The organism is Psychrobacillus sp. AK 1817 (genome assembly GCF_008807035.1).
GTDB classification, from domain to species: Bacteria; Bacillota; Bacilli; order Bacillales_A; family Planococcaceae; genus Psychrobacillus; species Psychrobacillus faecigallinarum.
In genome coordinates, this window is the sequence record NZ_CP031739.1 from 786152 (window position 1) to 809105 (window position 22954).

Consider the following 22954-nt stretch of genomic DNA (forward strand, 5'->3'; position numbering starts at 1 on the left):
ATCATTCCTAATTGAAATCTTTACATAATAAATTCAGAGTGAAAATCTCCTTAAAGAGAATCTATATTCTTTGGGAGTCTACTTTAATAAAATTCAACAAATATTTTTGAAGTAATCCTTTTTCATACTAGAAATAATCCTAAAATAAAATGAGTGTATATAAAAAACTGCAAACAGCTCAATTAGTTTGAGATGTTTACAGTCAGAAAGCACCCAATTAATGAGTGCCTTTAATTATTTGTTTTGCATTTTATTCATTTGGTTCATCATTTGTTTCACTTGTTTTTCGGATGGCTTACGACCCATCTGTGCCATCATCATACGTAGCATTTGTTCATTGATTGGTGGATTTTCTTTCAAATATTTCATCATATATTGTCGTGCTGCAAAAAATCCGATTACAACACCACCGATTAAAGCGACAATTACTATAACAACCCATATCCAAGTATCCAATTTTTCTCCTCCTTTACCAACTTCTCTACGTGTACAAGACACCAATTGAAATTATACTATAAATTTCATAGGCATTCTATATAAATTCTTTGATAAATAGCAATTCGAATACTTTTAAGAGAAAGTATTCGAATTGCAAAGAAGAATATTATTTTTGTAGTAGATTTTTCATCTTAGAAACAACATTTCCTACACTAAAGCCATATTCCTTCATTACGATCTCTCCAGGTGCACTTGCACCGAATTGGTCTATTGCAATAACGTCACCTTCGAATCCAACATAACGATGCCATCCAAGAGAAGATCCCATTTCAATAGCAAGGCGTTTTGTTAAGTTAGAAGGCAATACAGCATTTTTATATGCAGTATCTTGTTTTTCAAATCTATCCCATGATGGCATAGATACTACAGAAACTTGAATTCCTTCTTCTGCTAAAGCTTTTTGAGCCTCTACTGCTAGTCCAACCTCTGAACCTGTTGCAAGTAAGATACCCTCTGCATTTTCAACTGGTGAAACGATATAAGCTCCCTTTTCCACACCTTCACTAGCTTGGTCTACAGAACCTTTAAGTGTAGGTAAGTTTTGACGAGAAAGCACTAACACAGTTGGTTGATCCTTAGAGGATACAGCTAATTTCCATGCTTCCGCTGTTTCATTTGAATCAGCTGGACGGATTACTGATAAGCCTGGCATAGCTCTTAGTGAAGCTAAATGCTCAACTGGTTCATGAGTTGGTCCATCTTCCCCTACTGCAATACTATCATGAGTGAACACATATGTTACTGGCAATCCCATTAATGCGGATAGACGAATTGCAGGGCGTACATAATCACTGAATACGAAGAATGTCCCACCGAACACATGTAGACCGCCATGAAGGGCCATACCATTAAGAGCAGTTCCCATTGCAAACTCACGAACACCAAACCAGATGTTTTTGCCCGCATAGTTATCTGCAGAGAAATCTCCAGCATTTTTAATAGTCGTTTTGTTAGAACCAGCTAAGTCAGCACTTCCTCCGAAAAATGAAGGCAGATTTTGAGCGATAGCATTAATAGCTTCACCTGAAGCTGCTCTACTTGCTTGTGAAGTTCCTTCTTCATAAGTTTTAAGTGCATCTGCAAAGTTTGCAGGCATCTCTCCATTAATCGCTTGTTTTAGAGTTTGAGCTAGCTCTGGGAACTCTTTTTCATAAGTAGCTAATCTTTCGTTCCATGTAGCTTCTTCTTGAACACCTTGACGCTCAGCAGCTTCCTTGAAAGTTTCATAAACTTCCTCTGGTACATAGAAATCTTCTTCGAATAACCATTTATATTCTGCTTTAGCTAATAGAGATTCTTCTTTGCCAAGCGGCATACCATGAGCATCTGCTTTTCCGGAGCGGTTGGGAGAACCAAATCCAATAACTGTTTTCACTTCGATAATTGTTGGTTTATCGTTTTGTGATTTAGCTTTGTCGATTGCAGCTGAAATTGCTTCAATATCATTACCATCTTCTACATAAATATGGTTCCATCCGTATGATTCAAAACGTTTTTCAATGTTCTCAGAGAAAGATTTATGTAAATCTCCATCTAACGAAATATCATTACTATCATACAATACGATTAGTTTATCTAATTTTAAGTGTCCCGCTAGAGAAATAGCTTCAGCAGCTACACCTTCCATCAAATCTCCATCTCCGCATAATGCATACGTATAATGATCAACAATAGAATGTCCTTCTTGATTGTAAGTAGCAGCTAAATGCGCCTCTGCCATGGCCATACCTACAGCCATACCTATACCTTGTCCTAAAGGACCAGTTGTTGCTTCTACCCCTGCTGTGTGACGAAATTCTGGATGTCCGGGAGTTTTAGAGTTCCACTGTCTGAAGTTTTTAATCTCTTCCATAGGTAGATCATAACCACCAAGGTGTAGCAAGCTGTATAACAGCATTGAGCCATGACCTGCTGATAAAACAAAGCGGTCGCGGTTAAACCAATTAGGATTGCTTGGGTTGTGGCGTAAATGTTTTGTCCATAATGTGTACGCCATTGGTGCAGCTCCCATAGGAAGACCTGGATGACCAGAGTTTGCTTTATCGATTGCATCGATAGATAGAGTACGAATAGTCGTAATTGCTAATAGATCTGATTGTAATGACATGAATGACATCCTCTCGAACAAAATTTTTTCTATAATAATAGTTTAGACAACAATTCGCGTATTATCAATGGTTTCTGAAATGATTAGTTAATTCAGAAATTTACCCTTTTTCGCTTGTTGTACCTTTTCTGGTGTAACATCGTTTCCAGAAGGGTCGATAACTTTTACACTTTCTATTGTATCTCTCATTGTTGCTCTAAATGTTTCCAAATATTCTTTGCGCAAAGCACTTTGTTCCTTTGCTTCCTCAATAGATAATCCACTGGACTTAGACTTTTTTGCCAGCTCATTAATACGTGCTAGTTTTTCTTTACTTAACATATTTTTCATCCTTTCAACTAACTCTTATATAAAGGTATGAAAAAAACACACGAAGTGCAAGTCTTTACCCTTCGTGAGTCTCTTTAAATTCCATATATCTTCTATGTACAGTTGCTTTACTTATATTAAAACCTAATCCCTTTAATGTAGAGGTGATTTCCTCGTATGTGAGCCCTGCGTTCCGTAATCGGACAATTTCATCAACAGGTATATCTATTCGCTCTCTTCCCTCAGGGTTTCCTCGAGTTTTTAAATTCTTTTCTGGACGATAGCCTTTTGATATCGCGCGCTTCATTCCTCTTTTAATCTTGGCATTATGAATTTTACGTTGATATTCCTCCACCAAGGCAAGGATTTCTAAAAGCATAGAATCCATTTCATTTAAGTTTAATATACCTTTATCCTGTAACGTATAGACCGATGTGTTTGTTTTCTGAAGTAAATGAAGGACAGCCATTCTACCATTACCTCTACCTATTCTAGTTTCATCTTGCACAAACACCGCTTTGATATCATTTTCTTTTACATAATTGAGCATCTCTAATAGCCCATCTCTCTCAACATCATATCCACTATGCTGATCTGCAAAAACCTGAGAAACCTCACTGCCCTGTTTTTTAGCAAAATCTATCAACTCTTCCTCTTGTCTCTCTAAAGAAGTTTCTTGTGTGGATTTGTCTGTACTTACTCGACAATAAATAACTGATTTCATTCTCCCGCTACCTCTGTTCCATAATTTAAGTGAAGGTTCTCACTTACTTTAGGAACAACTATAACATCCCCAGCTTTAATAGAGGTATCGTATAAATTATTCATTTCTATTACCTGACTAACCCATTCTTCCCTTGAATCTTCTATGCCATATTTTGTTGCAAGAGCCCATAAGGAATCCCCTTGTTCTATTTTGATGTGTGAGTCTTCCTCGTTTGTTATTGTATGTGAGATTACCATAGTTGTCATAAATATAAGATTTAGTCCTAAAAATAATGCTAAAAAATAATTGTTTTTTACCCAATTCATAAAAAAACCCCCAAAATTAGAATGTTTGTTCGGAATGTATGTTCTAATATTAATACGAACATTTGTTTTTGTCAACAAATATTAGAACCTATGTTTGCATAATTTTCAGGACACTGGTATACTATTAATAAGTATTAATCTAGTAGGGAATTTATTACTAAAAGAGGTGAACTCATTGAAGAAAGCGTCTAAAAGACAGGAAGATATTCTAGCTTTTATAAAGGAAGAAGTTCGTAAAAAAGGCTATCCACCATCCGTACGTGAAATTGGTGAGGCAGTAGGTCTTGCTTCAAGTTCTACTGTACATGGACACTTAGCAAGATTGGAAAGTAAAGGTTTAATTCGTAGAGACCCTACAAAACCACGTGCAATAGAAATATTAGATGGTTTAGAGGCTACTGTCGAAAGGCAGGGAGTTGTGCATGTTCCTTTAGTTGGGAAGGTTACAGCTGGTATGCCTATTACTGCAATTGAAAACGTTGAAGAATTCTTCCCGCTTCCTGAAACGTTTGGTACTTCAGATGATCACCTATTTATGTTAGAAATTATGGGTGATAGTATGATTGAAGCTGGAATCTTGAATGGAGATTATGTCATTGTTAAACAACAGCAATCTGCTAACAATGGGGACATCGTTGTAGCAATGACAGAAGAGGATGAAGCAACAGTAAAACGATTCTTTAAAGAAAAAACGTATTTCCGCCTACAGCCGGAGAACTCTGCGATGGATCCGATTATTGTTAATCAAGTCTCTATTTTAGGAAAAGTAGTAGGAGTTTACCGACATATTCACTAATGATTGCTTGACTTCTACAATTTTCATAGTATGATTACTTTGAGCCGATATCATATCTAACAAGAAAGTGGACATTTTTGTTTAGATCATCGAAAAACCCCTTCATGTTCGAGACATGAAGGGGTTTTGTTTATATTATTGCTTGTTTTGATTGTTTTGGTATTACATTCATTCCCTCTAAGAGAGTCTTTGCATCTTCATTAAAATAATGTTTGATGTCTTGTCTTATTAGCAAGGACGGGTTATCTCTTATTATCATTCTCAAAGCTCTAACGTCAAATTTCGTAGCATGCTTATTAATCGTGTAAATCAAGGAAACTTCTTGGCGAGTTAAAGGCTGGGCTCCTGATTCTAGGGTGTCGTTTATGTAAACTAACACACTTCTCGCATTGTCAATAAGTAAATGTTTATTTATATTAACTAGATTTAGATTTTCCTCTATATATTTTCTTGCTGAAGCATAATCTAACTTTTCTATACTATGATTAATCACATTAATTAATTCATTTGCATCCACATTCTATCCCTCCACTATTTCCGGAATTACAGATATATATATAAGTAGCATTGTACTATATTAACATCAGATTTGTAAGCTCTTTATCCTATTTTAATTCATCGGAACAATAAAAAATATTTAGAAATTCATAAATGAATACATTTGTTTATTAAAATTTATATTTAATTTTTGTTAATAGAAAGGATTGATTTATTTGGCTTTTCCATATCGGAATGATTACAGAAAAACGTTATTACCTTATTTAAATAGTTTACAAGAAGAAAGCTGGTTTAAAACCTCACCAACCTATCCAAATAATTTGGCATGGGTTATTTCACATATTGCTACTAGTGAGGATTTCTGGATTAATGAAGTGGCACTCCAACAAAAGTTAGTTTTGACTTTAGACAAAAACTCCTCTCCGTTCGAAATACTTAAAGCTTATCAAGATATTCGCATACATACAGACGGAATATTAAATAACTTAACTGATCAACAGTTTAATCAACTGATTGAAGTCCCTAAATTTTCTGATGGTTGGATTCCTCCTTCTCCCCCAACCTATAACTGGGTATTCCATCATATATATAGTCACGAAGCATACCACATAGGACAAATTGGCATCATAGCTCATTTCAATGGTTTTCCTAAACCTCTTTTTTAAATTAGCTTCATTGTCCAACTGAGAATATTGTTCAAAAATTATTTAATGGGGGTGAAACAATTGATCCCATTATTTCGCTACATTAATTTGGCTCTTCTATCCTCAAATCTTTAGATTCAACAAAAAAGGAAGGACTAGAATAAAAATTCTTGTCTTCCTTTTTTTGTTTCCGCTGTTGTTGATTGAAAAGTAATATCTATATGCGTCCCTCCAATTCCACATCTGATTATTTAAGAGCTACATAGTAGGACTTTTCTTCTCCATGCCACTTCATGCCTCAATATTTATTTTCCATAAAAATGTTATTTAAATACATTTTCTAATCCTACTGTTCTCGTAACCTGTCGTATATATCCACGCTAACAAAAACCCGTTTTCCTTCCTTATAGCAGTGACTTCATTTTAAGAGATGAATATAGTAAATAAGTGCATATTTTAAAGCCGACTGAAATCCCCTTTCTTATCGTGAGAAATAATAAATCAAGTACAGGAACTAACGCCAGACCTTACATTTGCTCAACTAAATCCTTGTAAAAGCAACAATTTTTTTATCATCTTAAACCAAGTTATACAATATGTTCTTAGCTTTTTTTAATAAGCACAGGATTAAAAGCCAAAAGGAGTTTTTTTCATAATGCGAAAATGGTTATTTTTAATAATGGTTTCTTGTATGTTGGGCCTTACTGCTTGCTCCGTAGCAAAGGAGGAAGAAAAACCTGAAAAAGAGATAGAGAAAGTAGTAACAAAAGAAGAGAATGCGGCTGAGGAAAACAAATCAGATTCAAAAGAAGAGGCAACAGTACCTGAGGAGGAAATGGTATCTACAGATAAGGAACTGGTGCAATACTATCTGGACGATGTGAGAGTAGCTTATATGGAGGTAACAGATTTAGCAGTACGCTGGGATGAACTAAGATTTGGATCATCCAATGGTCAATTGGACAGCTATACATTTGCCACTGCTATTTACGAGGAAATTCTTCCACAAAATATGTTTGTTTTAGAAAACATTGAAGCTATTATTCCTCCAAATGATGATATTGCAGCCACGCATGAAATATTAATAGATGCTATTAGCAAGCAACATATCGCATTCAGTGAAATTGCTGCTGGTCTAGATGCGAATGATCCAGACAAGATAACTAAAGCAAATGAAATTCTAAATGAGGTTAGGAAATTGGATCGCGAGTTTTCAAGAAAAATGGAGGCTCTTATTAAAGAATACGGAATCCAATAACATTGCAATTCTATTAACCTTTTTTTGATGACTGATCGCCCTTGTTTAGCGACCAGTCTTATACATACAATAATTTTCATTTTTATATTGTGATAAAAAAACAATGTTCTTCTTTCAAAATGCCTATTAAGTAATGGCCTCCCTAAGCTCTTCCAGCCTATGACCTATACACAAAAAGACGTAATCTAAAAGAGTCTCCCCTAAATAATCGACTAACACGTTAAAGAATTTACTTTTTCTCTCATCTCTTTTTTTACTGTTTGATTGTAACAACAAAATATCTCTTTGCTCTCATAAAAAACAGTATTAATGGGCATTCTGTTAATGTTTAAATGTAATTCTACATATGACAGGTGGAGAAGAATAATGGGAAATTCAAAAGAACCTTTTTATAAGAAGTGGTGGTTCTGGGTAATCGTCGTAATTTTTGTTATTGCACTTGCATCAATCGGCGGAGATGATGAGCCAGTCAACGATATAGCTACCGAGAAAACCACAGAAGACAATAAAAACGAAGCTTCAACGACTAATGATTCAAAAACAGACGAGGATAAACAAGAAAAGAAAAATGAAGGAAAGATTAAATCAGGGACATACAAGGTTGGTACTGATATATCCGCAGGAGAATATATAGTGTTTGCTAATGGCTACACATATATAGAAAGTTCAAAAGACAGCTCAGGTAAATTGGAAGGTATTATTTTCAACGATAATTTAAGTAAGGATTCCCATTCCTATGTGACGCTTCACGATGGAGAATATTTTAAGTTTCAGGATGGTGATATGTATTCTATTGAGCAAGCTCCTTCTATAGTTCCTATTGATGGTATTTATAAAGACGGTATGTACAAAGTAGGAAAAGATATCCCGGCTGGAGAATATAAAATTATTTATAATGCTGATACAGGATTAGGATATTACGAAGTCTCTAAGAGTAGTTCGCATCAGTTAGAGGATATTGTGACAAATGAAAACGTTGAAGCAGATACATATATTACAGTCTCTGATGGACAATATATAAAACTGCAAGGCGTAACAATCGAAGCTAAATAGAAAAAAGCGTTGAGATAGAAATCTCAACGCTTTTTCAATATAAATTATTTAATATTTTACATTGAAGGACTCCCTAATACTCACTGCATCATTGGCCTATTATTTTACTCTTAAAACCTGACCAACATAAATTGTATAATTGGAGTCTAGGCCATTCCAATCTTTAATCTGTTGAACTGTGCTTCCGTAAGTTTGACTTAAACCGTAAACTGTATCTCCACTTACTACTGTATGATACACAGCGGTACTCTTTTTAGGAAGCCCAAAGGACTTAACAATACCATTTACATGGCCTCTTGCTAGAGATTCAATGAAAGAGGATGTATTAAGTTTAGCTGCGTCATTGGCATTATCGATGAAGCCATTTTCTGTAAGCAACGAAGGCATATTTGATTCACGCAAAACATGAAAATTAGCCGTTTTCTTTCCTCGATCTGAAAAATTAACAAGCTTTAAGATCTCTGAATGAATATTTGTTTGATACGTTGTAGTAGGAGTTCCGCTACCTGGATAGACATAATCCTCATAGCCTGTCCCCCCTCCTGCATTAATATGAATAGAAAGGAAGAAATCTGCTCCCCAGGCATTCGCTTGATTCGTACGATCCTGCAAAGTTGGAAATGTATCTCCTGTACGGCTCATTAATACAGTTACATTGTTGTATTCAGCTAAAAGAATATTTTTCACACGTGTTGCAATTTGCAAAGTTAAATTTTTCTCCTGTAATCCATTACCTACAGCTCCTGGATCAGTTCCCCCATGACCTGGATCAATAAAAATTTTTACCATAATCAATCACCTCTTCTAATTTTTTGTTTTTATTTTTTTAAAGAAAACTTGTACAACCGTTGTCTACACCAATGGAATCACCCCTTTCAATAGAAAGAGCCACCCATAAGGGCAGCTCAATTTGGTTTTTTATATGTCATTGCTCTTTTACTATCAGAGAGATCTTGTGTAGTAGGATCTTGAATCAATCCTAATGTCGCTAACAGGCCAAAAACTACATTTACCATGGCTAATAGCCATTTCTCTATGTTCTCTGAAAAGGAATACTCAGTAATTCCTAGACTATTGAAAGCAATAAGCATTAGCTCTGCTAGGATAAATAATTGGGACAGGAAACTCATCACCCAAATCTTGTTTTGTAAACGCACATTCCAGTTGATATTCATACACTCGTCACCTCCTGAATAAGTGCTACTTCGTCTAATCGACGGTGAGCTTGCTTAGTACTTTCCTCCACTCTTATAAGTCTTTCTGACAAAATTTCTCGATGCTTTTCCGATGCTTTCATTTCTTGTTGAATTATCTCCACCCCTCTACTGATGTTATCGAGCTTGGTTTCAATTACCGCTGTTCTAGCTGCCTCTGCCTTCATATCCTTGTCCCTATTGCGACTATAAGTAAGCAACCCAACAAGAAACCCTAAAACTGTGCAACTCATGCCGATGAATAATTCCATTCCCTCACTCCTTTTTAGGGAACAAAAAAAGAACGACCCTATTGGGAACGTTCTCTTCTGTCCACTCATATTTTTTATTCTTCTTAGTTTATATTAAAACATATCCAAAACGAAAATGTGTGCCAGCAATGTGCCTTCTTTTTAGGAGCTCACTTTCTATTCCAAACAACAAAGTAACAATGGTTGTGTTTTAATTGCAAAGCACTAATTGGGAAATTGATTTTTAAAACTATTCTATAGGTTATATTAAAACACATCTAAAACAAAAAAGTGTGCCTTAAAAGTGCCACTCGATTATTTCCCTATCTTGCAGATCTATGTCCTTAATCAAGTTCTCTTGTTCTTTCCATACAACTAAATTCAATACTATAGCAAGCTTTCGAAAGGCCACAGCTTTAATACGATAATACTGCCGATGAGAAAGGTGAAGGTCAGTGTAAACTTCATAATCGTATACCTCCTCCTCACCAAAATATTTCATCGTAATTATAGATCTTTCCTTATAGGATAGTTTGTTAACAGCATGTATAATTTTCTCCATTACTAGCTTTCTTTTTCGCTCATAATCTATATTTTTCACTGCTGAATTTTCAGTAGACGAGCCACTAAAGCTTCCAGATGGCGGTACCAAGGAATACTGAGCTGTAATAGTTGGCATTTTATCTAAAGAAGATTGAAGTAGATATCTTCTAAATTCTGCAAAAGCACGTTCCACTGCTTTTTTGGTTTTACGAGAATCTATTTGCTGTATATTCATTTAAAGTCCTCCTTAATATGGAATGCACAAGTTTGTATATTTGGACATTAACGGCAAGATTACAAGAGGCATCTTTTTCCTTTGGCCTTAAACTACAACGGGTGCAAAGCAAAAAAAAGACACAAGACTTGTCTTCAAGTCTGTGTCCTGGTTATTCCAGTAACGGTTATATTCTTTTAGTCGATTGAATCTCTATATGTGTAGGCTTTCCATTTTGCCAAGTAATAATTTGTTTTCCGTAGCCATATTGAGGTTTTTCCACTAGCTCCATTTCTCCATCTTTAATCAAACATACAGCTTGCTCGATTTTTAGTTTTTCATTTTTCATACAGATCAACTCCCTTTCTTACTTTCTCTAGACGAGCTAAGCGCTTGTCCACTTCGATCAAGCAAAAGCTAAAGCTTAGAGTAACAGTAGTCAGAAGTACGTATAAAACAGACAATTAGAACTCACCCCTTTCAAACGCTTCATGCTACCAGTTCCTAAACATACTAGACAAAAGACTTTCAGAGTATGGGTTAAAGCGTATTTCACTTGATTGTTCCTTCACTTTTAAATATTCCTCATAGCCTCTGGTTTTCGTAACTACAAACCAAATTTCAAATGGCTCTTTTAGAGTACCATCATTGAAATACCATACATCCAACAAATACGTTTCCTGCTTCATCTAATTTTCTCCTCCCTCTCAAAGTAACCATTTCGGTGACTTTGCGATAAAAATTTTTATTCCTCCATTATCTTAGAAGTTCAATCCTGATTGTGAAAACAATATATCACCATATTGGTTACTTGTAAATGGTTAAATAGCATTATACCTTAATATTACTTCCGTTATGGTGACTTTTATTATATAATTAGATAAATACTATTGCAGGAGGAAAAAAGTGACATGGAGCTGACTAATTACGTAGGAAAACAGATAAAAAAATGGCGGATTATGAGAAATATGAACCAAGAAGAATTGGCTGAAAAGTTACATACTACTAAACAAACTATTTCTCGTTATGAAAAAGGAGAAAGGAAGGCCAATCAAGAAATATTATATGAGCTTGCTAAAATCTTAAATGTTTCTATCAATGAATTTTTCCCTCCATTAGAATCTAAAAAGGGTAAAAATATCGAAACAATTGCCGCCCATATAGATGAGGATGTTACCGAGGAAGAAATGGAGGACATCAAAAAGTATATTGAGTTTATCAAATCACAAAGAAAATAATTTTCATTAAAGATTAAGGGGGTGTAATTACATGAGTTTCGAGAAACTACTGATGGAATATCCGCAAATATGTATTATGGAAAAGGACTTGCCAAAGGGGCTTTCCGGTCTATACTATGACAATAATATAGAAATCAATAAATCCAAGTCCTCTTACGAAAAACACTGTATTTTGGCTGAAGAGCTAGGACATTACGAGACGTCCACCGGGAATATAACCGATTTAGGCAATATAAACAATCAAAAGCTAGAACTGATTGCAAGAAGGTGGGGCTACGAAAAAATTGTCTCACTCGATCATTTAATCGAGTGTTATCTACACGGGTATACGACTGTCGAGGAAATTTGCTTGCACCTTGAAATTACAGCTAACTACTTAAAAGAAGCTCTTAATGTCTACAAGCAACGACATGGAATTTCCATACAATATAAGGAGTATGAGTTGTTTTTTGATCCATTAAATATATCCAAAAAATAAATCTAATAGACTTAACTAAATTTCAACGACTTGTGGGGGCTTCTATATGCGATTGATAAACATAATTAGGATATGTGTGTGCGTCATTGTATTAATAAATTTATTTATTTCTTAGAAAAATAATCATGCTTGCGGATATACCGTCAACTATAAAATGCATGAATTGAACTTCTTTTATTGTCTAGTCTCACTAACTTCTTTTGTACTGATTTTACTCCTAGTATTCTCGGGGAAATTTCTCAAATTCACTATAAGCATTTACGTATTATTAACGGCAGGACGAGCTTTTTTTACTACATCGACAATAAAAACTTTAATAATAACATGGTCAATGTTTTAAATGAAAATTTAATCTGGATATTTTTATTCCCATTAATAATCGGTCTTGTTATATTTAGTAACAAAAAAACTGCCTAACTTATCCCTTAATCTTAATGGTGATGTTTACCTATTAAATAGTGAGCGAAGGACTGTAGATCTCCAGTAAAACGTTCTACCCCATCCACATGATAAAAAGTGCTGGTTTGGTCAAAATCAAAACTTGAATTCGTAGTAGAATATAAAAAAACTCTTTTCTCTAACCCCAGGGCTATTCCCATCTCGATATGGCTACCCTTACCAGCTGGAAGAAGAACAACAAAAAAATCACTCTCAACTACTGCTTGTTTTTCTATTTTGCCAATCTCAGAGAGCAAGTTATACGAATCTACTCTTTCATTTTTAGTCCAATCATATGTGTGGTTCCAGCCTTCAAGTTTTAAAATTCTAGCAAGTTCTCTTACTTCATGGATATTCTTAAAACTTGAGGCAATGTAAAAATTCATATTAACTCCCCCTTTTAAATATTTAAAGTCCAAATTCTATAAAGATATTTATTGTTTACGTTAATTTTATCTTTTTGCACAACAACCATTATATTTATATAATTGGCCCATTTTGGTATGAGTTTATCGAGAGATTTAATCACTTTTTCATCTGGAGTTGTATACCCAACATTCTCTTTACTAACTAAGTAGCCTAAAAAATCGCCATACAATGAATTAGACCATTCATACACTTCATTCTCAGTATCAAAAATCCTATTATCTTCTGAATATTGGCCATTTACCCAATGTATCTTCATACACAAGCTCCTTTCTGCTTCGAGTAGCAATTAAGTTTAGGGAAATAATATTCCCGATTTACTTAATTTGACTATCCTGAATAATCCATTCAGCGGCGCCTGCTAAATCAGAAAATATCGCATCAGCTAGAGGGTCACTTTTTCCAAGGAAAACACATTTTGTACCAGCTTTCTTACCCGCAATAATATCCGTATCTGTGTCTCCAACCATATAAGAAGAGGCCAAATTTATTTCATACTTCTTGGCAAGATCTTCAATTAATTTACTATTAGGCTTTCTACAGGAACAGCCTGACTTTGGCTTATGGGGACAATAGACAACATCATTCACAATCGCTCCTTTCTTCCTTAAAGCTTCCTTCATATGCTCATGTATATGAATTAACTGCTGTTCCTTCATATATCCAAGACCTACTCCACCTTGATTGGTAACCACAAACACATAATTAAAGATAGTATTTAATTTTTTTATAGCCTCTGGTACGCCTGGCAGGAAATATAAGTCCTGCGGTTTATTCAGGAATTTAACTCGATTAGTTAGTACTTCGTTAATAACACCATCTCGATCTAAAAATACAGCTTTTTTCATCTCTTACACACCTTTATAATTTTCTCCTATTGTTCCCCGGAAGAAAATAATTATCAGTCTAAAAAAAACCTAAAATGTTTTCGTTTTAGGCTAGGGTGTGTACGAATGTTTTTTATTATCTCTTAAAGAAAATATTTAAAACGATAATTAATATAATAATTCCTACAACCACAATATCTATCTATTTTCTCAACTAAATACTAGCCTCTAGTAGGTCTAAACAATGATCAAAGCTTGCGTGTATTCTATGCCCTCCAAATAAATTGCCATCATGGAATTCACAATATATTTCATTTCTACTTATTTTTACATCATATAATGAAATAGACTTAGCAAACTTTTCTTTTGTTATATCATATTCCCCAGCATCCACTTCATCCCAATTTAATGTCGGATCATTTTCATCGTATTCTGGCCAAAAATCATTTTTATAATGAATCATACTTGTTGCCACAGATACTCTTGCCTTCTCATCTATAGATATAAAGAACTTTTCGGCGATTATCAACAGCCTCTTGGCATCGTCTAAATTTCTAGTATTTAAGCTCCAATGAATTTTACTTTCATGATTTTCATAGTTATTGGTTATTTCATTGAAAGTAAACAACCCCAATTCGTTACTGTAAATAGATGAGTTCACCTAATCATCCCCTTTGAATAGATCTTCAGAAAAAAATTTACATAATAGAACTTTCGATAGTTCACATTCACCTATGAATTGATTTTATTCATTAATTAAATTTTGCCGACGATTACATAGAAAAGCAATATATACCACAGCTAATGGAATGGAAAGTATCGAAGCATATTTTGCGAATACCTTTTCTTTCTTAGAAAGCCAAGATTGTATGGAGTAAAAATCAGATATGCTACTTTAAATTATGCAGATCAAATGATTCTTCTAAATCTCCCCATTTAACATTTACTTTAATGACAGCATCTTCGGTTAATTTTGAGCCACCTTTTGAGGCCCCTGAAGAAGAAAATGTAACGGACGATGGAGGTTCTGTGAACTCTTGAACTCTTTTCCCGCTACTATTATCAGTTTGATAAGAGTATTCAAGCTTTTGTAGTGACGACAACTCTTCTAATGAACCTTTGTATTTTAAAACGAACTCATAGCTGGCATCGTTCGAATACGTTTTTGTTCCATTAGTTTCTCCCCATTTTTCGATTCCTTTATACAAATATTCAGCTTCCCATTGATCACTTTCTCCAATAAATTTATAATCGTTTTTCGTGGTCTCAGAACAAGCAGTCAAAAATAATATTGTAAAAAACAAAGCGAGTATTTTTTTCAATTTCAATTCCCCCAAAATTTTAAAATTGAGCTCCACTTTATAACTTTTTGGATTTAATACAATTACCTCTGTTTAATTTTTAGCAATACATTACGATTAAATATGATGTTTACTTGTTCTTCAAGCCCATTAGACAAATGTCTACATCATTTGCATTTTGTGGGTTAACTCGTAGAGAATGTTGCATTATTATTAATCATTTATAGGTTCATATTTCATACCTTCATCTATTGATTTTCCATCATCATAGACAACTAGAACTATTTTTTTACTATTACTATTATAAAAATATTCATAACTATAAGCAGAATCATCTTCAAAAGTGACTATAAATCCATACCCACCATTCTTATAGTCTTTAATTATCTTTTTTGATGATATCTTATTATCATCTACACCTTGTTTATTCAGATATTCAGCAAATTTTACTTCAGCATCATCTTGACTGCCAGGATAGATAGCAACTATAGCTAAAATTGCTAATCCAACCAAAACAACTAAACTTATTATTATTTTCAATTAATACACCCCTTTGGATAACTTGAAAAGCAATATAAAATTCAGTTTAGAAACTTTCAATCATCATTTTGAGGAGGTGGTTTGTAACCTCTTTAGCAAATGTTGCTGGTTTGATTGGACATGCAGTTATAGTTGTTAGTGGATAAATTAATCCATACATATAGATAGATTTTCTTGCACTCACATATAATTTATTCAACAGATAGATACTTCAGAGTTATCGGATCGTTGTTATTCATAGTTGCTTCATATAACACGATTTCTCCTGAGGGTGGTATTAGTTCATTCGAGTTACTATTAAAGTTCTCTGATAAACCTATCATCCAAGTTGCTTCGTTATTTTGGACCAAAACAACGGCTAATGTACCAAATTGAACAACACTGTCCCATTTAAACTTTTCCGTTTTTCCGTTATGGACAACAGTAATTCCATCCGGTGAACTGATAACCATTGCATTATCCCCTTGCCATTGTCCAGCGATAGATGGACCAACGTAAGAATAGGAACCCTCGTCACGACCCCCATAGGTACCGATATATTGGTGTATCTTACTATCAGCAGATTTATAAGTAACCGCGGCAATGTCTTTTTCTACCCACTTCACTTTAAACTCGCTTTTAGTTTTATAGGGCAAAATTTCTTTTTCCCGAGCAAATATCCAATAATATGATCTATAGTATTTTGCCTGTTTGGCTTTCCTATCTTCCTTAATGACTACCACATTTTTAAAGTCTGGTGAAATTCTTAGAATATGTTTAGTTTGATAGCTATGGATAGTAATAAAAACCCCTTGTATAAATAGAATTACGACTGTAATGCTCACGATTATCATTTTCCACTTTTTATTGACAGCGAGCAGAAGAAACAAGGAGAGGAAAATGGCTAATACTATTAATATGTTTATCACGTAAAAAAATCGATTATCCACGTACTCTATTACATATCTTGATTTTATAAAGAAATATCCCATTTGAACACTAAACAATCCAATGGCCATTAGAAAGAATAACCAGCCTCCTATTTTTTTATATTTTCGGTTCATTTGGTGTTACCTCCTTTAAAAATTCCCATGTCTTGCCGTTATCATTAGAAATGAATTTCCCTTTAACTTTCCCACCTTGGTAATCCCCATTAGGTCCTTGATTAATGTAGACGGCTAAGTAGTCATCTTCTTTAAAAGGTACCTCCGCCAGAACAAATATTTTGTTATATTTCTCTGGAATATTGATATGGGCTTCACGCCAAGAGGCCCCTCCATCTTGCGTGACATGAAGATCAGGTTCTTCAGGGTTAAGTATCCCAAATGACAAGAAGCCTATTTCTTCACTAACAAATCCCCCATCTGAAATTAACCTGGTGATATTCGAATGAGTCGCTTCTTTCCATTGCATCCCGCCATCCTTCGTAATATAAACATTAGTCCATTCCTGTGACATTGTACGATCACCTGAAATTATGACGTAACCAAAGGAATCATTTAAAAACTCAACTTTACGAAAACGAATGGGAGGATAGCGATCTACGACAACTATATTCCCCCATGTCTTACCTTCATTTTTTGTATAAAGCAATTCGATACTGGTTTCGTTTGAATCATTTTCATTAGAATATAAAAAATAAGCATGCCCCTGTGAAAGTATATAGCTATCATCTATCAGTTCTGTCTTACTTCCGGAATATTCCCCTTCAAATAACGTTTCTTTTTCAATAGGAACTTCAATCCATTCATTGCCACTATTAAAAGTAATTTGTACTTGATCATACTCTAAAGAATATCCAGTTAAATCGTCTACATAGAATGGCTGTAGTGGCTTTGTTTGTTCTAATGTTGTTATATTATTCTGCTTGGAATCCGTTGGAATCGCATCTAAATTTTCGTAAAATAAAGTACCTACGAATATACCAACTATCATAATGCAAGCAGTACCAATTATTATTTTTTTCATTAAAAATACTCCTGTCGTTACCTTGTTATATCTCTATTATTTTAAATTAGTTGAAGTTTCAACTGTTATTAGCCCTATTCCATTTTTTTAATTCTCTTCTATTATAGCTGTTTCTACAAGGTTTTTGGAAATATTTGTAGAATATAGATAGTAGAGTAAAATGACAGTCATTGTTAACAGTACTTTAGAGGAGGATTATAGAATGAAACGTTTCTTTTGGTCTTTATTTGCCGGGATATGTGGTCTCCTTATAGGTATATCACTTGATCAAATAATAAACGTAAATTCCTATGACTATATTTTATCGCTATTGATAGGTGTGACTATCATGTCATTTGGTATATGGGGTTATCGTAAGTATGTCGGCAAAAGCTTACTATTCAAATCAAAGTGAGATAGAACAACAAATGATAAGGAGCATTAAGATGAGGAAGGCTTACTTATTCTTATTCACTCTTTTTGTGTTAATAACTGCTTGCCAAGCGCAAGATCCTAAAGTTATTACCTTAAAGGACGTAATTGGCTCCCTTGAAAATCAGCACCTTACTCTAGAAGAGCCAAAGGAGAGGAACGGTAATATTTTTGGCAATAAGCTAAACGGCGTAAAACCAAATATATATTTGCTAGATAACAAAACATTCTTAATCTATATCTACCCTTCTGAGGAGGATCGGAAAAAAGGGCTTAAAGAATTTAAAAAAGAGACGGAAAGCATGAATGTTGTGTCCTATAATCTATACGAATTCCATAATGGCTTAATCTTTTATGTATACCAAACAGATTTAAATGAAAGCATCGAGGAAGGCTTGCAAAAAGCCTTAAGTGATTTAGAAAAGTATAGATAATAAATTTCCAGTCCAATAGTTTTTGTGAAGCCGATTATTAATCGGTACATTTTAAGCTTCCTCTTCCTTGCAATCTATTAGACAGTAGCTGTATATGTTGAAAGGGACCTCTATCTTATACAAAGAGGTCCCTTTCTATTTTTAGTTAAGTGGCCTAGATATAATAAATTCATATTTTTCTACGTTCTCATCTGCTTCCATTGAAACTCCAAAAATCGTTGTGGCATCGTTACATATTTTAACATTAGGAAGTTCGTCTTGCGTCAAAGAATCAAAAATGTCAGGGTTCATTTTTATTAAGTTAATTTGTTTACCTTGTGAATTAAGATATTCAATTCCTTCATGAATCCTATTCAATAATATTTCCATCTTTATCCCTCCTTCGTTACCTCTTTTAGTAGTTTGTCCAGAAATACTAAAAATATTTGAGAAGCTTGTTATCCTCCTCTATTAGGACCAGTAAATTATTTTTCTACTTGTGATATTACACATGTATTTCCAACCATGAAAATAAAATATTATTGACAATTTTTAATAATAGAATTAATATTTATGAGAGTTAATTGAAAATGATTATCATTACTAATTAATATCAACTTTTCTTAAAATACAAATGACAAAAAAGGAGTTTTACATGATGAAAAAGCTATTTATAACATCCTTATTTTTCTTAGTGCTTTTACTTGCAGCATGTGGGAACAATGACACGAACAAGGAAGAAACTGAAGGAGAGACAAAGTCGGATACTTTTACATATGAATCTGAAACTGGACCTATTGAGGTTCCTACAGATCCCCAAAGAGTAATAACTCTTACAAATGGCCCAAACGCACTGGCTTTAGATGCTAATATCGTTGGAATTGACGACTGGACGAAGATGAACCCTCTTTTTCAAGAAAGACTTGATGGAGTAGAAGTTGTAACAGAGGAAAACCTAGAGAAAATAATTGAATTAGATCCAGACCTGATTATAGCAGGCTCGCATATGAATAATATTGATAAATTAAATGAAATCGCACCGACTGTTGTTTTTACATGGGGAAAACTGGACTATTTAGATCAGCAGTTGGAAATTGGAAAGCTGCTGAACAAAGAAAAAGAAGCTAAAGAATGGATTGAGGATTTTAAATCACGCGCGGCATCCACTGGAGAGGCTATTAAAGCGAAAATTGGTGAAGATGCTACTGTTTCTGTTATTGAAAGTGGTAATAAGGAGTTTTATGTTTTCGGAAATAATTATGCACGTGGCACTGAAATTTTATATCAAGCCATGGGTCTAAAAATGCCGGAAAAAGTGGAGGAATTGGCTCTTGAATCTGGTATATATACATTTTCCACAGAATTACTTCCTGAATTCGCTGGAGACTATGTAATTTTTAGCAAAAATCCTGATGTAGATAACTCTTTTTTAGAAACAGATTTATGGAAGAACATCCCTGCCGTCAAAAACGGTCAAGTATATGAAATAAACACAAAAGCTTCTACTTACAGTGATCCAATTACTCTAGATACTTTGCTTGATTTCTTTGAAAGCTCCTTTTTACAGAAATAATACTAGAGAAAGCTCACATCTTTAATGTAAGTACGATTGCATATTTTTAGATATGAAGAATACTATTTAAACAATCAGTTGATGGTAATTTACCTGAAGCTGATTGTTTTTTACAATTGATTCTATTTCTAAAGAATTAGTAACTTTACAAAGAACAAAGTATAAATGAATTCCACTTTCCGCGGGGGATAAGCCATCACCGTCGCTCAAGTGTCATTTTTGATGGCTTATCTATCTCCCTTCCCCCGATGGAGTAGCCTCCTGCCCCTATAATATGTTGTCTATCTTATTAGAGTTTAATACTCTGTATTTTGCACCACATAAAATTGCTTGTTAACTCCAATTAGTGTATCTACATTCTTCTTTTCTTTGATGTATCTACTGAAATAAATTCTATCGATACAATAATATTTACCTATTAGAAAGTCAATTCTACTAATTAGTAAGCACTACTAAATTCACTGAAAATTCACTCAAAATGACCGATGAATAAATTGGTACAGTTGTCTATAATTTACTTATATTTGAAAGGATGGTGAAAATAATGAAAAAGAGAATAACTAAGTTACTACTCGCTTTTGGCTTTGTGTTTGCTTTATCATCTACAACAATTGCTTCAGCAGCAACTGTACAAGCACCTCCAATTTGTAAGCCTGATTATAGTAACGCCCCATGTGTACCTAAGGACTTGTGATTATTGTAAAAGTGATTACACTCTAATATTAAGTGGGTAAGACGAAAAACATTAAACTTTTTATCTCTGTTTTATGCCTAACAGCATTTTTAATCGGCCAAAGTCCGGCATCAGCTTTTAATTGTGGCACTGGTGCATCTGCGCCATGTTTAGACAGGCCTTAATCATTTAATACAATAGCGCTTGTTTCAATCTCTGGCGCTATTGTATTGTTAAGAGATGTTATTAAAAGAAGTCGACTTCTTTGATTATGAAAGAAATTTTGTATTTGTACAGTAGTCATGCCAGTACAAAAAATTGTTACTTACATAAGCTAAATAACAACTGAGAAATTTATTTTACTCTCATCTCAGTTTACATGAGGACCTTAGATAAAGGTCCTTTTTTATTTTCTTAATTTTTAATGCATGTATTTCACTACCAATTGAATAAAATTATAGATAATGGTTCATGCTTCTAAAAAAGAAGAAGGAGAACAATATTGATAAAATTTGAATTACATTTAAATGACTTTTATGTAGACACCCTTAATGACTTGGTTAGACAATTCAATGAGCTTATTCCTGATAATGCACCTTACTCATATTCATCTCAGGATGTTATTGAATTACTTCTCATTCGTGAACATGTGAATAGCGAACTAAAACTGATTAGACCTTGAAGAAGGTCTTTTTTTATATTTTTTAAACTTACGACTATGTACAGTGTTAATATATTTATTAGTTGAATTTCAACAAAAAAAGAGCCTAAGCTCCTTAAAGAAAAAATTACAAAAGTACATTTTAATATGAACGAACAGGTGAAATAAGATGAAGATAAGATAAATTGTCAATAGGTTCAATTAGGATTGGTCTCATAGAACCGCCAAAACTTATTCTTATCTCTTCTTCCTTTATTGCTTTTAATGCGTCCATTAAAAAACTCCCATCAATTGAAATATTTAAGTTAGTTTCACCTGTAATAGCCTTAATGATCAAAGTTTCTTCTATTCTCCCTATTTCCGACGAGTTTGAGGAAATTTGTATTTTTAAATCATTCATGATTTCTAGATGTACATTATTATTTTTCCATTCACTCGCAAAGAGACAAGCTCTATCTATACTTTTTAATAGTTGATTTGTATTGAGAGTAATTGTTGTTTTCGAACTTTCAGGAAGCAATCCTGAAACATTAGGGTAAATACCATCAATTAATCTAGAAAAAAATGAAAGTGTATTTGATTTACAAATCATATACCGGTCTGTAAAAAAAATATTTAATACACTATGTTCATTATTAATTATTTTAATTAGTTCATTTAAACTTGTACTCGGTACAATGAAAGTTCCATCTACATTTGAGTTTATTGCAACCTCTCTTAAAGCTAAACGTTGAGAATTTGTTGCCACACACTTAAGCCTGCTATCTTTAACTGACATGTTAACTCCTGTTAAGACAGGTCTAGCCTCGCTTTTTGAAACTGCAAAAACAGTTTGTCTAATGGCCTCTATTAGATCCTCACTAGAAATTGTAACATGTTTATTTTCATCTATTTGAGGAAGAGTGGGATATTCTTCTGCATCAAATCCGTATAAGTTGGTTACTATTTCATTGGATTGTATGGTAACTAAATGTTTTTCGTTTACTTTTATATGTATTTTCTCGGGCAATTTCTTAACAATTTCGCTTAAAAACTTTGCTGAAATTACAACACTGCCAGGATTATAAACTTCCAATACTTTCCTTCCATCAATCATTAAAGGAATAACCTTTTCAATAATAAAATCTGAATTGCTACCGACAAGGGTTAAACCATTATTATTTGCAATTATCTTAATACCTGTCAGTATAGGAAAGGTTGTTTTTAAAGATACTGCTCTATTAACATCTGATATTGCCTTATTAAAACATTCATTATCTATTATAAATTCCATAGTTGACCCACCTCTTTTTAATGTAAGTGAAACTAATTCGACAAATTAAACTATAACTCCTGCTTTTGTGATAAACATTTATATATTGAGAAAGAGATGCAGCTTTGCAAGTATTTAATGCGATTAAAGGATGTATAGAGGAAATCGGTCAACTATCTTTGCCTAATCATTCAACAAGACATACACATGCAGTTATGTTACTGGACGCTTGTGCTGATATGAATTTTGGACAGGAACGACTGGGCTATGGATTTATGAAAATTACATCGGATGTTTATGCACATGTTTCTAATAAGATTGCTGCACGTTCAATTGAGAAGTTTGATGAGTAAATGAAAGAAATTGAATAATTTTGAGGT

The 22954-nt window shown here is 33.7% G+C and carries 34 protein-coding genes; 11 read left to right on the forward strand and 23 right to left on the reverse strand.

Translation table 11 applies throughout. The annotated features are described in order from the left end of the window. Positions 1-234: 234 nt before the first annotated feature. The 5 genes from D0S48_RS04025 to D0S48_RS04045 all read right to left on the reverse strand — a co-directional run bounded on the left by D0S48_RS04025 (position 235) and on the right by D0S48_RS04045 (position 3946). Entirely contained in the window at positions 235-456 is a 222-nt protein-coding gene (locus D0S48_RS04025; RefSeq protein ID WP_144537029.1) for a YneF family protein, read from the reverse strand. A gap of 148 nt (positions 457-604) precedes the next feature. Then, positions 605-2605, reverse strand: a complete 2001-nt coding sequence (gene tkt / locus D0S48_RS04030; protein ID WP_151110233.1) for a transketolase — start codon at positions 2603-2605, stop codon at positions 605-607. Between the two features lie 87 nt (positions 2606-2692). Further along, positions 2693-2926, reverse strand: coding sequence for a DUF896 domain-containing protein (locus D0S48_RS04035; RefSeq protein ID WP_144537032.1), 234 nt, complete (start codon positions 2924-2926; stop codon positions 2693-2695). A 64-nt stretch (positions 2927-2990) separates the two neighbouring features. Next, entirely contained in the window at positions 2991-3638 is a 648-nt protein-coding gene (locus D0S48_RS04040; protein ID WP_144537034.1) for a YneB family resolvase-like protein, read from the reverse strand. Then, positions 3635-3946, reverse strand: a complete 312-nt coding sequence (locus D0S48_RS04045; protein WP_144537036.1) for a cell division suppressor protein YneA — start codon at positions 3944-3946, stop codon at positions 3635-3637. The genes D0S48_RS04040 and D0S48_RS04045 overlap by 4 nt, the downstream gene beginning before the upstream one ends. Before the next feature lie 175 nt (positions 3947-4121). On the opposite strand from D0S48_RS04045, the gene lexA reads away from it, so the two are divergent. Beyond that, on the forward strand, positions 4122-4742 hold the full coding sequence (lexA, locus tag D0S48_RS04050) for a transcriptional repressor LexA (RefSeq protein WP_151110235.1): 621 nt from the start codon (positions 4122-4124) through the stop codon (positions 4740-4742). Between the two features lie 130 nt (positions 4743-4872). Here lexA and D0S48_RS04055 read toward each other — a convergent pair whose 3' ends face one another. Next, positions 4873-5259, reverse strand: coding sequence for a hypothetical protein (locus D0S48_RS04055; protein ID WP_151110238.1), 387 nt, complete (start codon positions 5257-5259; stop codon positions 4873-4875). Between the two features lie 196 nt (positions 5260-5455). On the opposite strand from D0S48_RS04055, the gene D0S48_RS04060 reads away from it, so the two are divergent. The 3 genes from D0S48_RS04060 to D0S48_RS04070 all read left to right on the forward strand — a co-directional run bounded on the left by D0S48_RS04060 (position 5456) and on the right by D0S48_RS04070 (position 8195). Continuing rightward, complete coding sequence (locus D0S48_RS04060) at positions 5456-5905, forward strand: DinB family protein (protein ID WP_144537042.1); 450 nt, start codon at positions 5456-5458, stop codon at positions 5903-5905. 634 nt (positions 5906-6539) lie between these two features. Next, entirely contained in the window at positions 6540-7142 is a 603-nt protein-coding gene (locus D0S48_RS04065) for a hypothetical protein (RefSeq protein ID WP_151110240.1), read from the forward strand. A gap of 366 nt (positions 7143-7508) precedes the next feature. Beyond that, a complete protein-coding gene (locus D0S48_RS04070) occupies positions 7509-8195 on the forward strand; it encodes an Rv1352/Rv1906c domain-containing protein (protein ID WP_151110242.1) in 687 nt (228 codons plus the stop codon). Between the two features lie 99 nt (positions 8196-8294). On the opposite strand, the gene D0S48_RS04075 is transcribed toward D0S48_RS04070, so the two are convergent. From D0S48_RS04075 to D0S48_RS04100, 7 genes are all read right to left on the reverse strand, one after another. Continuing rightward, on the reverse strand, positions 8295-8984 hold the full coding sequence (locus tag D0S48_RS04075; protein ID WP_144537048.1) for an N-acetylmuramoyl-L-alanine amidase family protein: 690 nt from the start codon (positions 8982-8984) through the stop codon (positions 8295-8297). Positions 8985-9100: 116 nt separating this feature from the next. Next, positions 9101-9370, reverse strand: coding sequence for a phage holin (locus D0S48_RS04080; protein WP_144537050.1), 270 nt, complete (start codon positions 9368-9370; stop codon positions 9101-9103). Then, positions 9367-9660: a hypothetical protein gene (locus tag D0S48_RS04085; RefSeq protein ID WP_144537052.1), complete on the reverse strand. Its 294-nt coding sequence runs from the start codon at positions 9658-9660 to the stop codon at positions 9367-9369. Before D0S48_RS04085 ends, D0S48_RS04080 begins: the two co-directional genes overlap by 4 nt. Before the next feature lie 277 nt (positions 9661-9937). After that, positions 9938-10417, reverse strand: a complete 480-nt coding sequence (locus tag D0S48_RS04090; RefSeq protein WP_144537054.1) for an ArpU family phage packaging/lysis transcriptional regulator — start codon at positions 10415-10417, stop codon at positions 9938-9940. Positions 10418-10583: 166 nt separating this feature from the next. Next, positions 10584-10745, reverse strand: coding sequence for a DUF3954 domain-containing protein (locus D0S48_RS04095; RefSeq protein ID WP_144537056.1), 162 nt, complete (start codon positions 10743-10745; stop codon positions 10584-10586). Then, positions 10735-10860, reverse strand: a complete 126-nt coding sequence (locus tag D0S48_RS21080) for a hypothetical protein (RefSeq protein WP_255475381.1) — start codon at positions 10858-10860, stop codon at positions 10735-10737. Before D0S48_RS21080 ends, D0S48_RS04095 begins: the two co-directional genes overlap by 11 nt. 30 nt (positions 10861-10890) lie before the next feature. Continuing rightward, complete coding sequence (locus D0S48_RS04100) at positions 10891-11085, reverse strand: hypothetical protein (RefSeq protein ID WP_144537058.1); 195 nt, start codon at positions 11083-11085, stop codon at positions 10891-10893. 222 nt (positions 11086-11307) lie between these two features. On the opposite strand from D0S48_RS04100, the gene D0S48_RS04105 reads away from it, so the two are divergent. After that, a complete protein-coding gene (locus D0S48_RS04105; protein ID WP_144537060.1) occupies positions 11308-11634 on the forward strand; it encodes a helix-turn-helix domain-containing protein in 327 nt (108 codons plus the stop codon). A 31-nt stretch (positions 11635-11665) separates the two neighbouring features. Beyond that, a complete protein-coding gene (locus D0S48_RS04110) occupies positions 11666-12112 on the forward strand; it encodes an ImmA/IrrE family metallo-endopeptidase (protein WP_151110244.1) in 447 nt (148 codons plus the stop codon). A gap of 431 nt (positions 12113-12543) precedes the next feature. Here the strand turns inward: D0S48_RS04110 and D0S48_RS04115 are convergent, their stop codons facing one another. The 8 genes from D0S48_RS04115 to D0S48_RS04150 form a co-directional block, all read right to left on the reverse strand. After that, positions 12544-12936 (reverse strand): group-specific protein, encoded by a 393-nt coding sequence (locus tag D0S48_RS04115; protein ID WP_144537064.1) that lies wholly within the window; start codon positions 12934-12936, stop codon positions 12544-12546. Between the two features lie 14 nt (positions 12937-12950). Further along, complete coding sequence (locus D0S48_RS04120; protein WP_144537066.1) at positions 12951-13235, reverse strand: hypothetical protein; 285 nt, start codon at positions 13233-13235, stop codon at positions 12951-12953. A 58-nt stretch (positions 13236-13293) separates the two neighbouring features. Beyond that, complete coding sequence (locus D0S48_RS04125; RefSeq protein WP_144537068.1) at positions 13294-13824, reverse strand: D-glycero-alpha-D-manno-heptose-1,7-bisphosphate 7-phosphatase; 531 nt, start codon at positions 13822-13824, stop codon at positions 13294-13296. A gap of 193 nt (positions 13825-14017) precedes the next feature. After that, positions 14018-14464 carry a DUF2262 domain-containing protein gene (locus D0S48_RS04130; protein ID WP_144537070.1) on the reverse strand — a complete coding sequence of 149 codons (447 nt, stop codon included), beginning with the start codon at positions 14462-14464 and terminating at the stop codon, positions 14018-14020. 229 nt (positions 14465-14693) lie between these two features. Further along, positions 14694-15125: a hypothetical protein gene (locus tag D0S48_RS04135; RefSeq protein WP_225321682.1), complete on the reverse strand. Its 432-nt coding sequence runs from the start codon at positions 15123-15125 to the stop codon at positions 14694-14696. Between the two features lie 192 nt (positions 15126-15317). Then, a complete protein-coding gene (locus D0S48_RS04140; RefSeq protein WP_225321683.1) occupies positions 15318-15644 on the reverse strand; it encodes a DUF3139 domain-containing protein in 327 nt (108 codons plus the stop codon). A gap of 191 nt (positions 15645-15835) precedes the next feature. Continuing rightward, a complete protein-coding gene (locus tag D0S48_RS04145) occupies positions 15836-16687 on the reverse strand; it encodes a hypothetical protein (protein WP_144537072.1) in 852 nt (283 codons plus the stop codon). Beyond that, positions 16671-17591, reverse strand: a complete 921-nt coding sequence (locus D0S48_RS04150; protein ID WP_151110246.1) for a WD40/YVTN/BNR-like repeat-containing protein — start codon at positions 17589-17591, stop codon at positions 16671-16673. The genes D0S48_RS04145 and D0S48_RS04150 overlap by 17 nt, the downstream gene beginning before the upstream one ends. Before the next feature lie 202 nt (positions 17592-17793). Here D0S48_RS04150 and D0S48_RS04155 point away from each other — a divergent pair, with 202 nt between their 5' ends. Next, positions 17794-17985: a hypothetical protein gene (locus D0S48_RS04155; RefSeq protein WP_151110248.1), complete on the forward strand. Its 192-nt coding sequence runs from the start codon at positions 17794-17796 to the stop codon at positions 17983-17985. 31 nt (positions 17986-18016) lie between these two features. Then, positions 18017-18436 carry a hypothetical protein gene (locus tag D0S48_RS04160; protein WP_144537078.1) on the forward strand — a complete coding sequence of 140 codons (420 nt, stop codon included), beginning with the start codon at positions 18017-18019 and terminating at the stop codon, positions 18434-18436. 141 nt (positions 18437-18577) lie between these two features. Here the strand turns inward: D0S48_RS04160 and D0S48_RS04165 are convergent, their stop codons facing one another. Further along, positions 18578-18805, reverse strand: coding sequence for a lactate dehydrogenase (locus tag D0S48_RS04165; protein ID WP_151110250.1), 228 nt, complete (start codon positions 18803-18805; stop codon positions 18578-18580). 268 nt (positions 18806-19073) lie between these two features. On the opposite strand from D0S48_RS04165, the gene D0S48_RS04170 reads away from it, so the two are divergent. Continuing rightward, positions 19074-19988 (forward strand): iron-hydroxamate ABC transporter substrate-binding protein, encoded by a 915-nt coding sequence (locus D0S48_RS04170; protein WP_144537082.1) that lies wholly within the window; start codon positions 19074-19076, stop codon positions 19986-19988. A gap of 544 nt (positions 19989-20532) precedes the next feature. Further along, on the forward strand, positions 20533-20682 hold the full coding sequence (locus D0S48_RS20525) for a hypothetical protein (RefSeq protein WP_154310977.1): 150 nt from the start codon (positions 20533-20535) through the stop codon (positions 20680-20682). A gap of 782 nt (positions 20683-21464) precedes the next feature. On the opposite strand, the gene dnaN is transcribed toward D0S48_RS20525, so the two are convergent. Next, positions 21465-22595, reverse strand: a complete 1131-nt coding sequence (gene dnaN, locus D0S48_RS04180) for a DNA polymerase III subunit beta (RefSeq protein ID WP_151110254.1) — start codon at positions 22593-22595, stop codon at positions 21465-21467. Between the two features lie 104 nt (positions 22596-22699). On the opposite strand from dnaN, the gene D0S48_RS04185 reads away from it, so the two are divergent. Further along, complete coding sequence (locus tag D0S48_RS04185; protein ID WP_144537086.1) at positions 22700-22927, forward strand: tyrosine-type recombinase/integrase; 228 nt, start codon at positions 22700-22702, stop codon at positions 22925-22927. The last annotated feature ends 27 nt before the right edge of the window (positions 22928-22954 follow it).

Bases quoted from the DNA above. Each gene is read 5' to 3' on its own strand.
- tkt (WP_151110233.1), bottom strand. From the start codon at position 2,605: ATGTCATTACAATCAGATCTATTAGCAATTACGACTATTCGTACTCTA.
- D0S48_RS04035 (WP_144537032.1), bottom strand. From the start codon at position 2,926: ATGTTAAGTAAAGAAAAACTAGCACGTATTAATGAGCTGGCAAAAAAG.
- D0S48_RS04040 (WP_144537034.1), bottom strand. From the start codon at position 3,638: ATGAAATCAGTTATTTATTGTCGAGTAAGTACAGACAAATCCACACAA.
- D0S48_RS04045 (WP_144537036.1), bottom strand. From the start codon at position 3,946: ATGAATTGGGTAAAAAACAATTATTTTTTAGCATTATTTTTAGGACTA.
- D0S48_RS04065 (WP_151110240.1), top strand. From the start codon at position 6,540: ATGCGAAAATGGTTATTTTTAATAATGGTTTCTTGTATGTTGGGCCTT.
- D0S48_RS04070 (WP_151110242.1), top strand. From the start codon at position 7,509: ATGGGAAATTCAAAAGAACCTTTTTATAAGAAGTGGTGGTTCTGGGTA.
- D0S48_RS04075 (WP_144537048.1), bottom strand. From the start codon at position 8,984: ATGGTAAAAATTTTTATTGATCCAGGTCATGGGGGAACTGATCCAGGA.
- D0S48_RS04080 (WP_144537050.1), bottom strand. From the start codon at position 9,370: ATGAATATCAACTGGAATGTGCGTTTACAAAACAAGATTTGGGTGATG.
- D0S48_RS04085 (WP_144537052.1), bottom strand. From the start codon at position 9,660: ATGGAATTATTCATCGGCATGAGTTGCACAGTTTTAGGGTTTCTTGTT.
- D0S48_RS04090 (WP_144537054.1), bottom strand. From the start codon at position 10,417: ATGAATATACAGCAAATAGATTCTCGTAAAACCAAAAAAGCAGTGGAA.
- D0S48_RS04095 (WP_144537056.1), bottom strand. From the start codon at position 10,745: ATGAAAAATGAAAAACTAAAAATCGAGCAAGCTGTATGTTTGATTAAA.
- D0S48_RS04100 (WP_144537058.1), bottom strand. From the start codon at position 11,085: ATGAAGCAGGAAACGTATTTGTTGGATGTATGGTATTTCAATGATGGT.
- D0S48_RS04105 (WP_144537060.1), top strand. From the start codon at position 11,308: ATGGAGCTGACTAATTACGTAGGAAAACAGATAAAAAAATGGCGGATT.
- D0S48_RS04110 (WP_151110244.1), top strand. From the start codon at position 11,666: ATGAGTTTCGAGAAACTACTGATGGAATATCCGCAAATATGTATTATG.
- D0S48_RS04115 (WP_144537064.1), bottom strand. From the start codon at position 12,936: ATGAATTTTTACATTGCCTCAAGTTTTAAGAATATCCATGAAGTAAGA.
- D0S48_RS04120 (WP_144537066.1), bottom strand. From the start codon at position 13,235: ATGAAGATACATTGGGTAAATGGCCAATATTCAGAAGATAATAGGATT.
- D0S48_RS04125 (WP_144537068.1), bottom strand. From the start codon at position 13,824: ATGAAAAAAGCTGTATTTTTAGATCGAGATGGTGTTATTAACGAAGTA.
- D0S48_RS04145 (WP_144537072.1), bottom strand. From the start codon at position 16,687: ATGAACCGAAAATATAAAAAAATAGGAGGCTGGTTATTCTTTCTAATG.
- D0S48_RS04150 (WP_151110246.1), bottom strand. From the start codon at position 17,591: ATGAAAAAAATAATAATTGGTACTGCTTGCATTATGATAGTTGGTATA.
- D0S48_RS04155 (WP_151110248.1), top strand. From the start codon at position 17,794: ATGAAACGTTTCTTTTGGTCTTTATTTGCCGGGATATGTGGTCTCCTT.
- D0S48_RS04160 (WP_144537078.1), top strand. From the start codon at position 18,017: ATGAGGAAGGCTTACTTATTCTTATTCACTCTTTTTGTGTTAATAACT.
- D0S48_RS04165 (WP_151110250.1), bottom strand. From the start codon at position 18,805: ATGGAAATATTATTGAATAGGATTCATGAAGGAATTGAATATCTTAAT.
- D0S48_RS04170 (WP_144537082.1), top strand. From the start codon at position 19,074: ATGAAAAAGCTATTTATAACATCCTTATTTTTCTTAGTGCTTTTACTT.
- D0S48_RS20525 (WP_154310977.1), top strand. From the start codon at position 20,533: ATGAAAAAGAGAATAACTAAGTTACTACTCGCTTTTGGCTTTGTGTTT.
- dnaN (WP_151110254.1), bottom strand. From the start codon at position 22,595: ATGGAATTTATAATAGATAATGAATGTTTTAATAAGGCAATATCAGAT.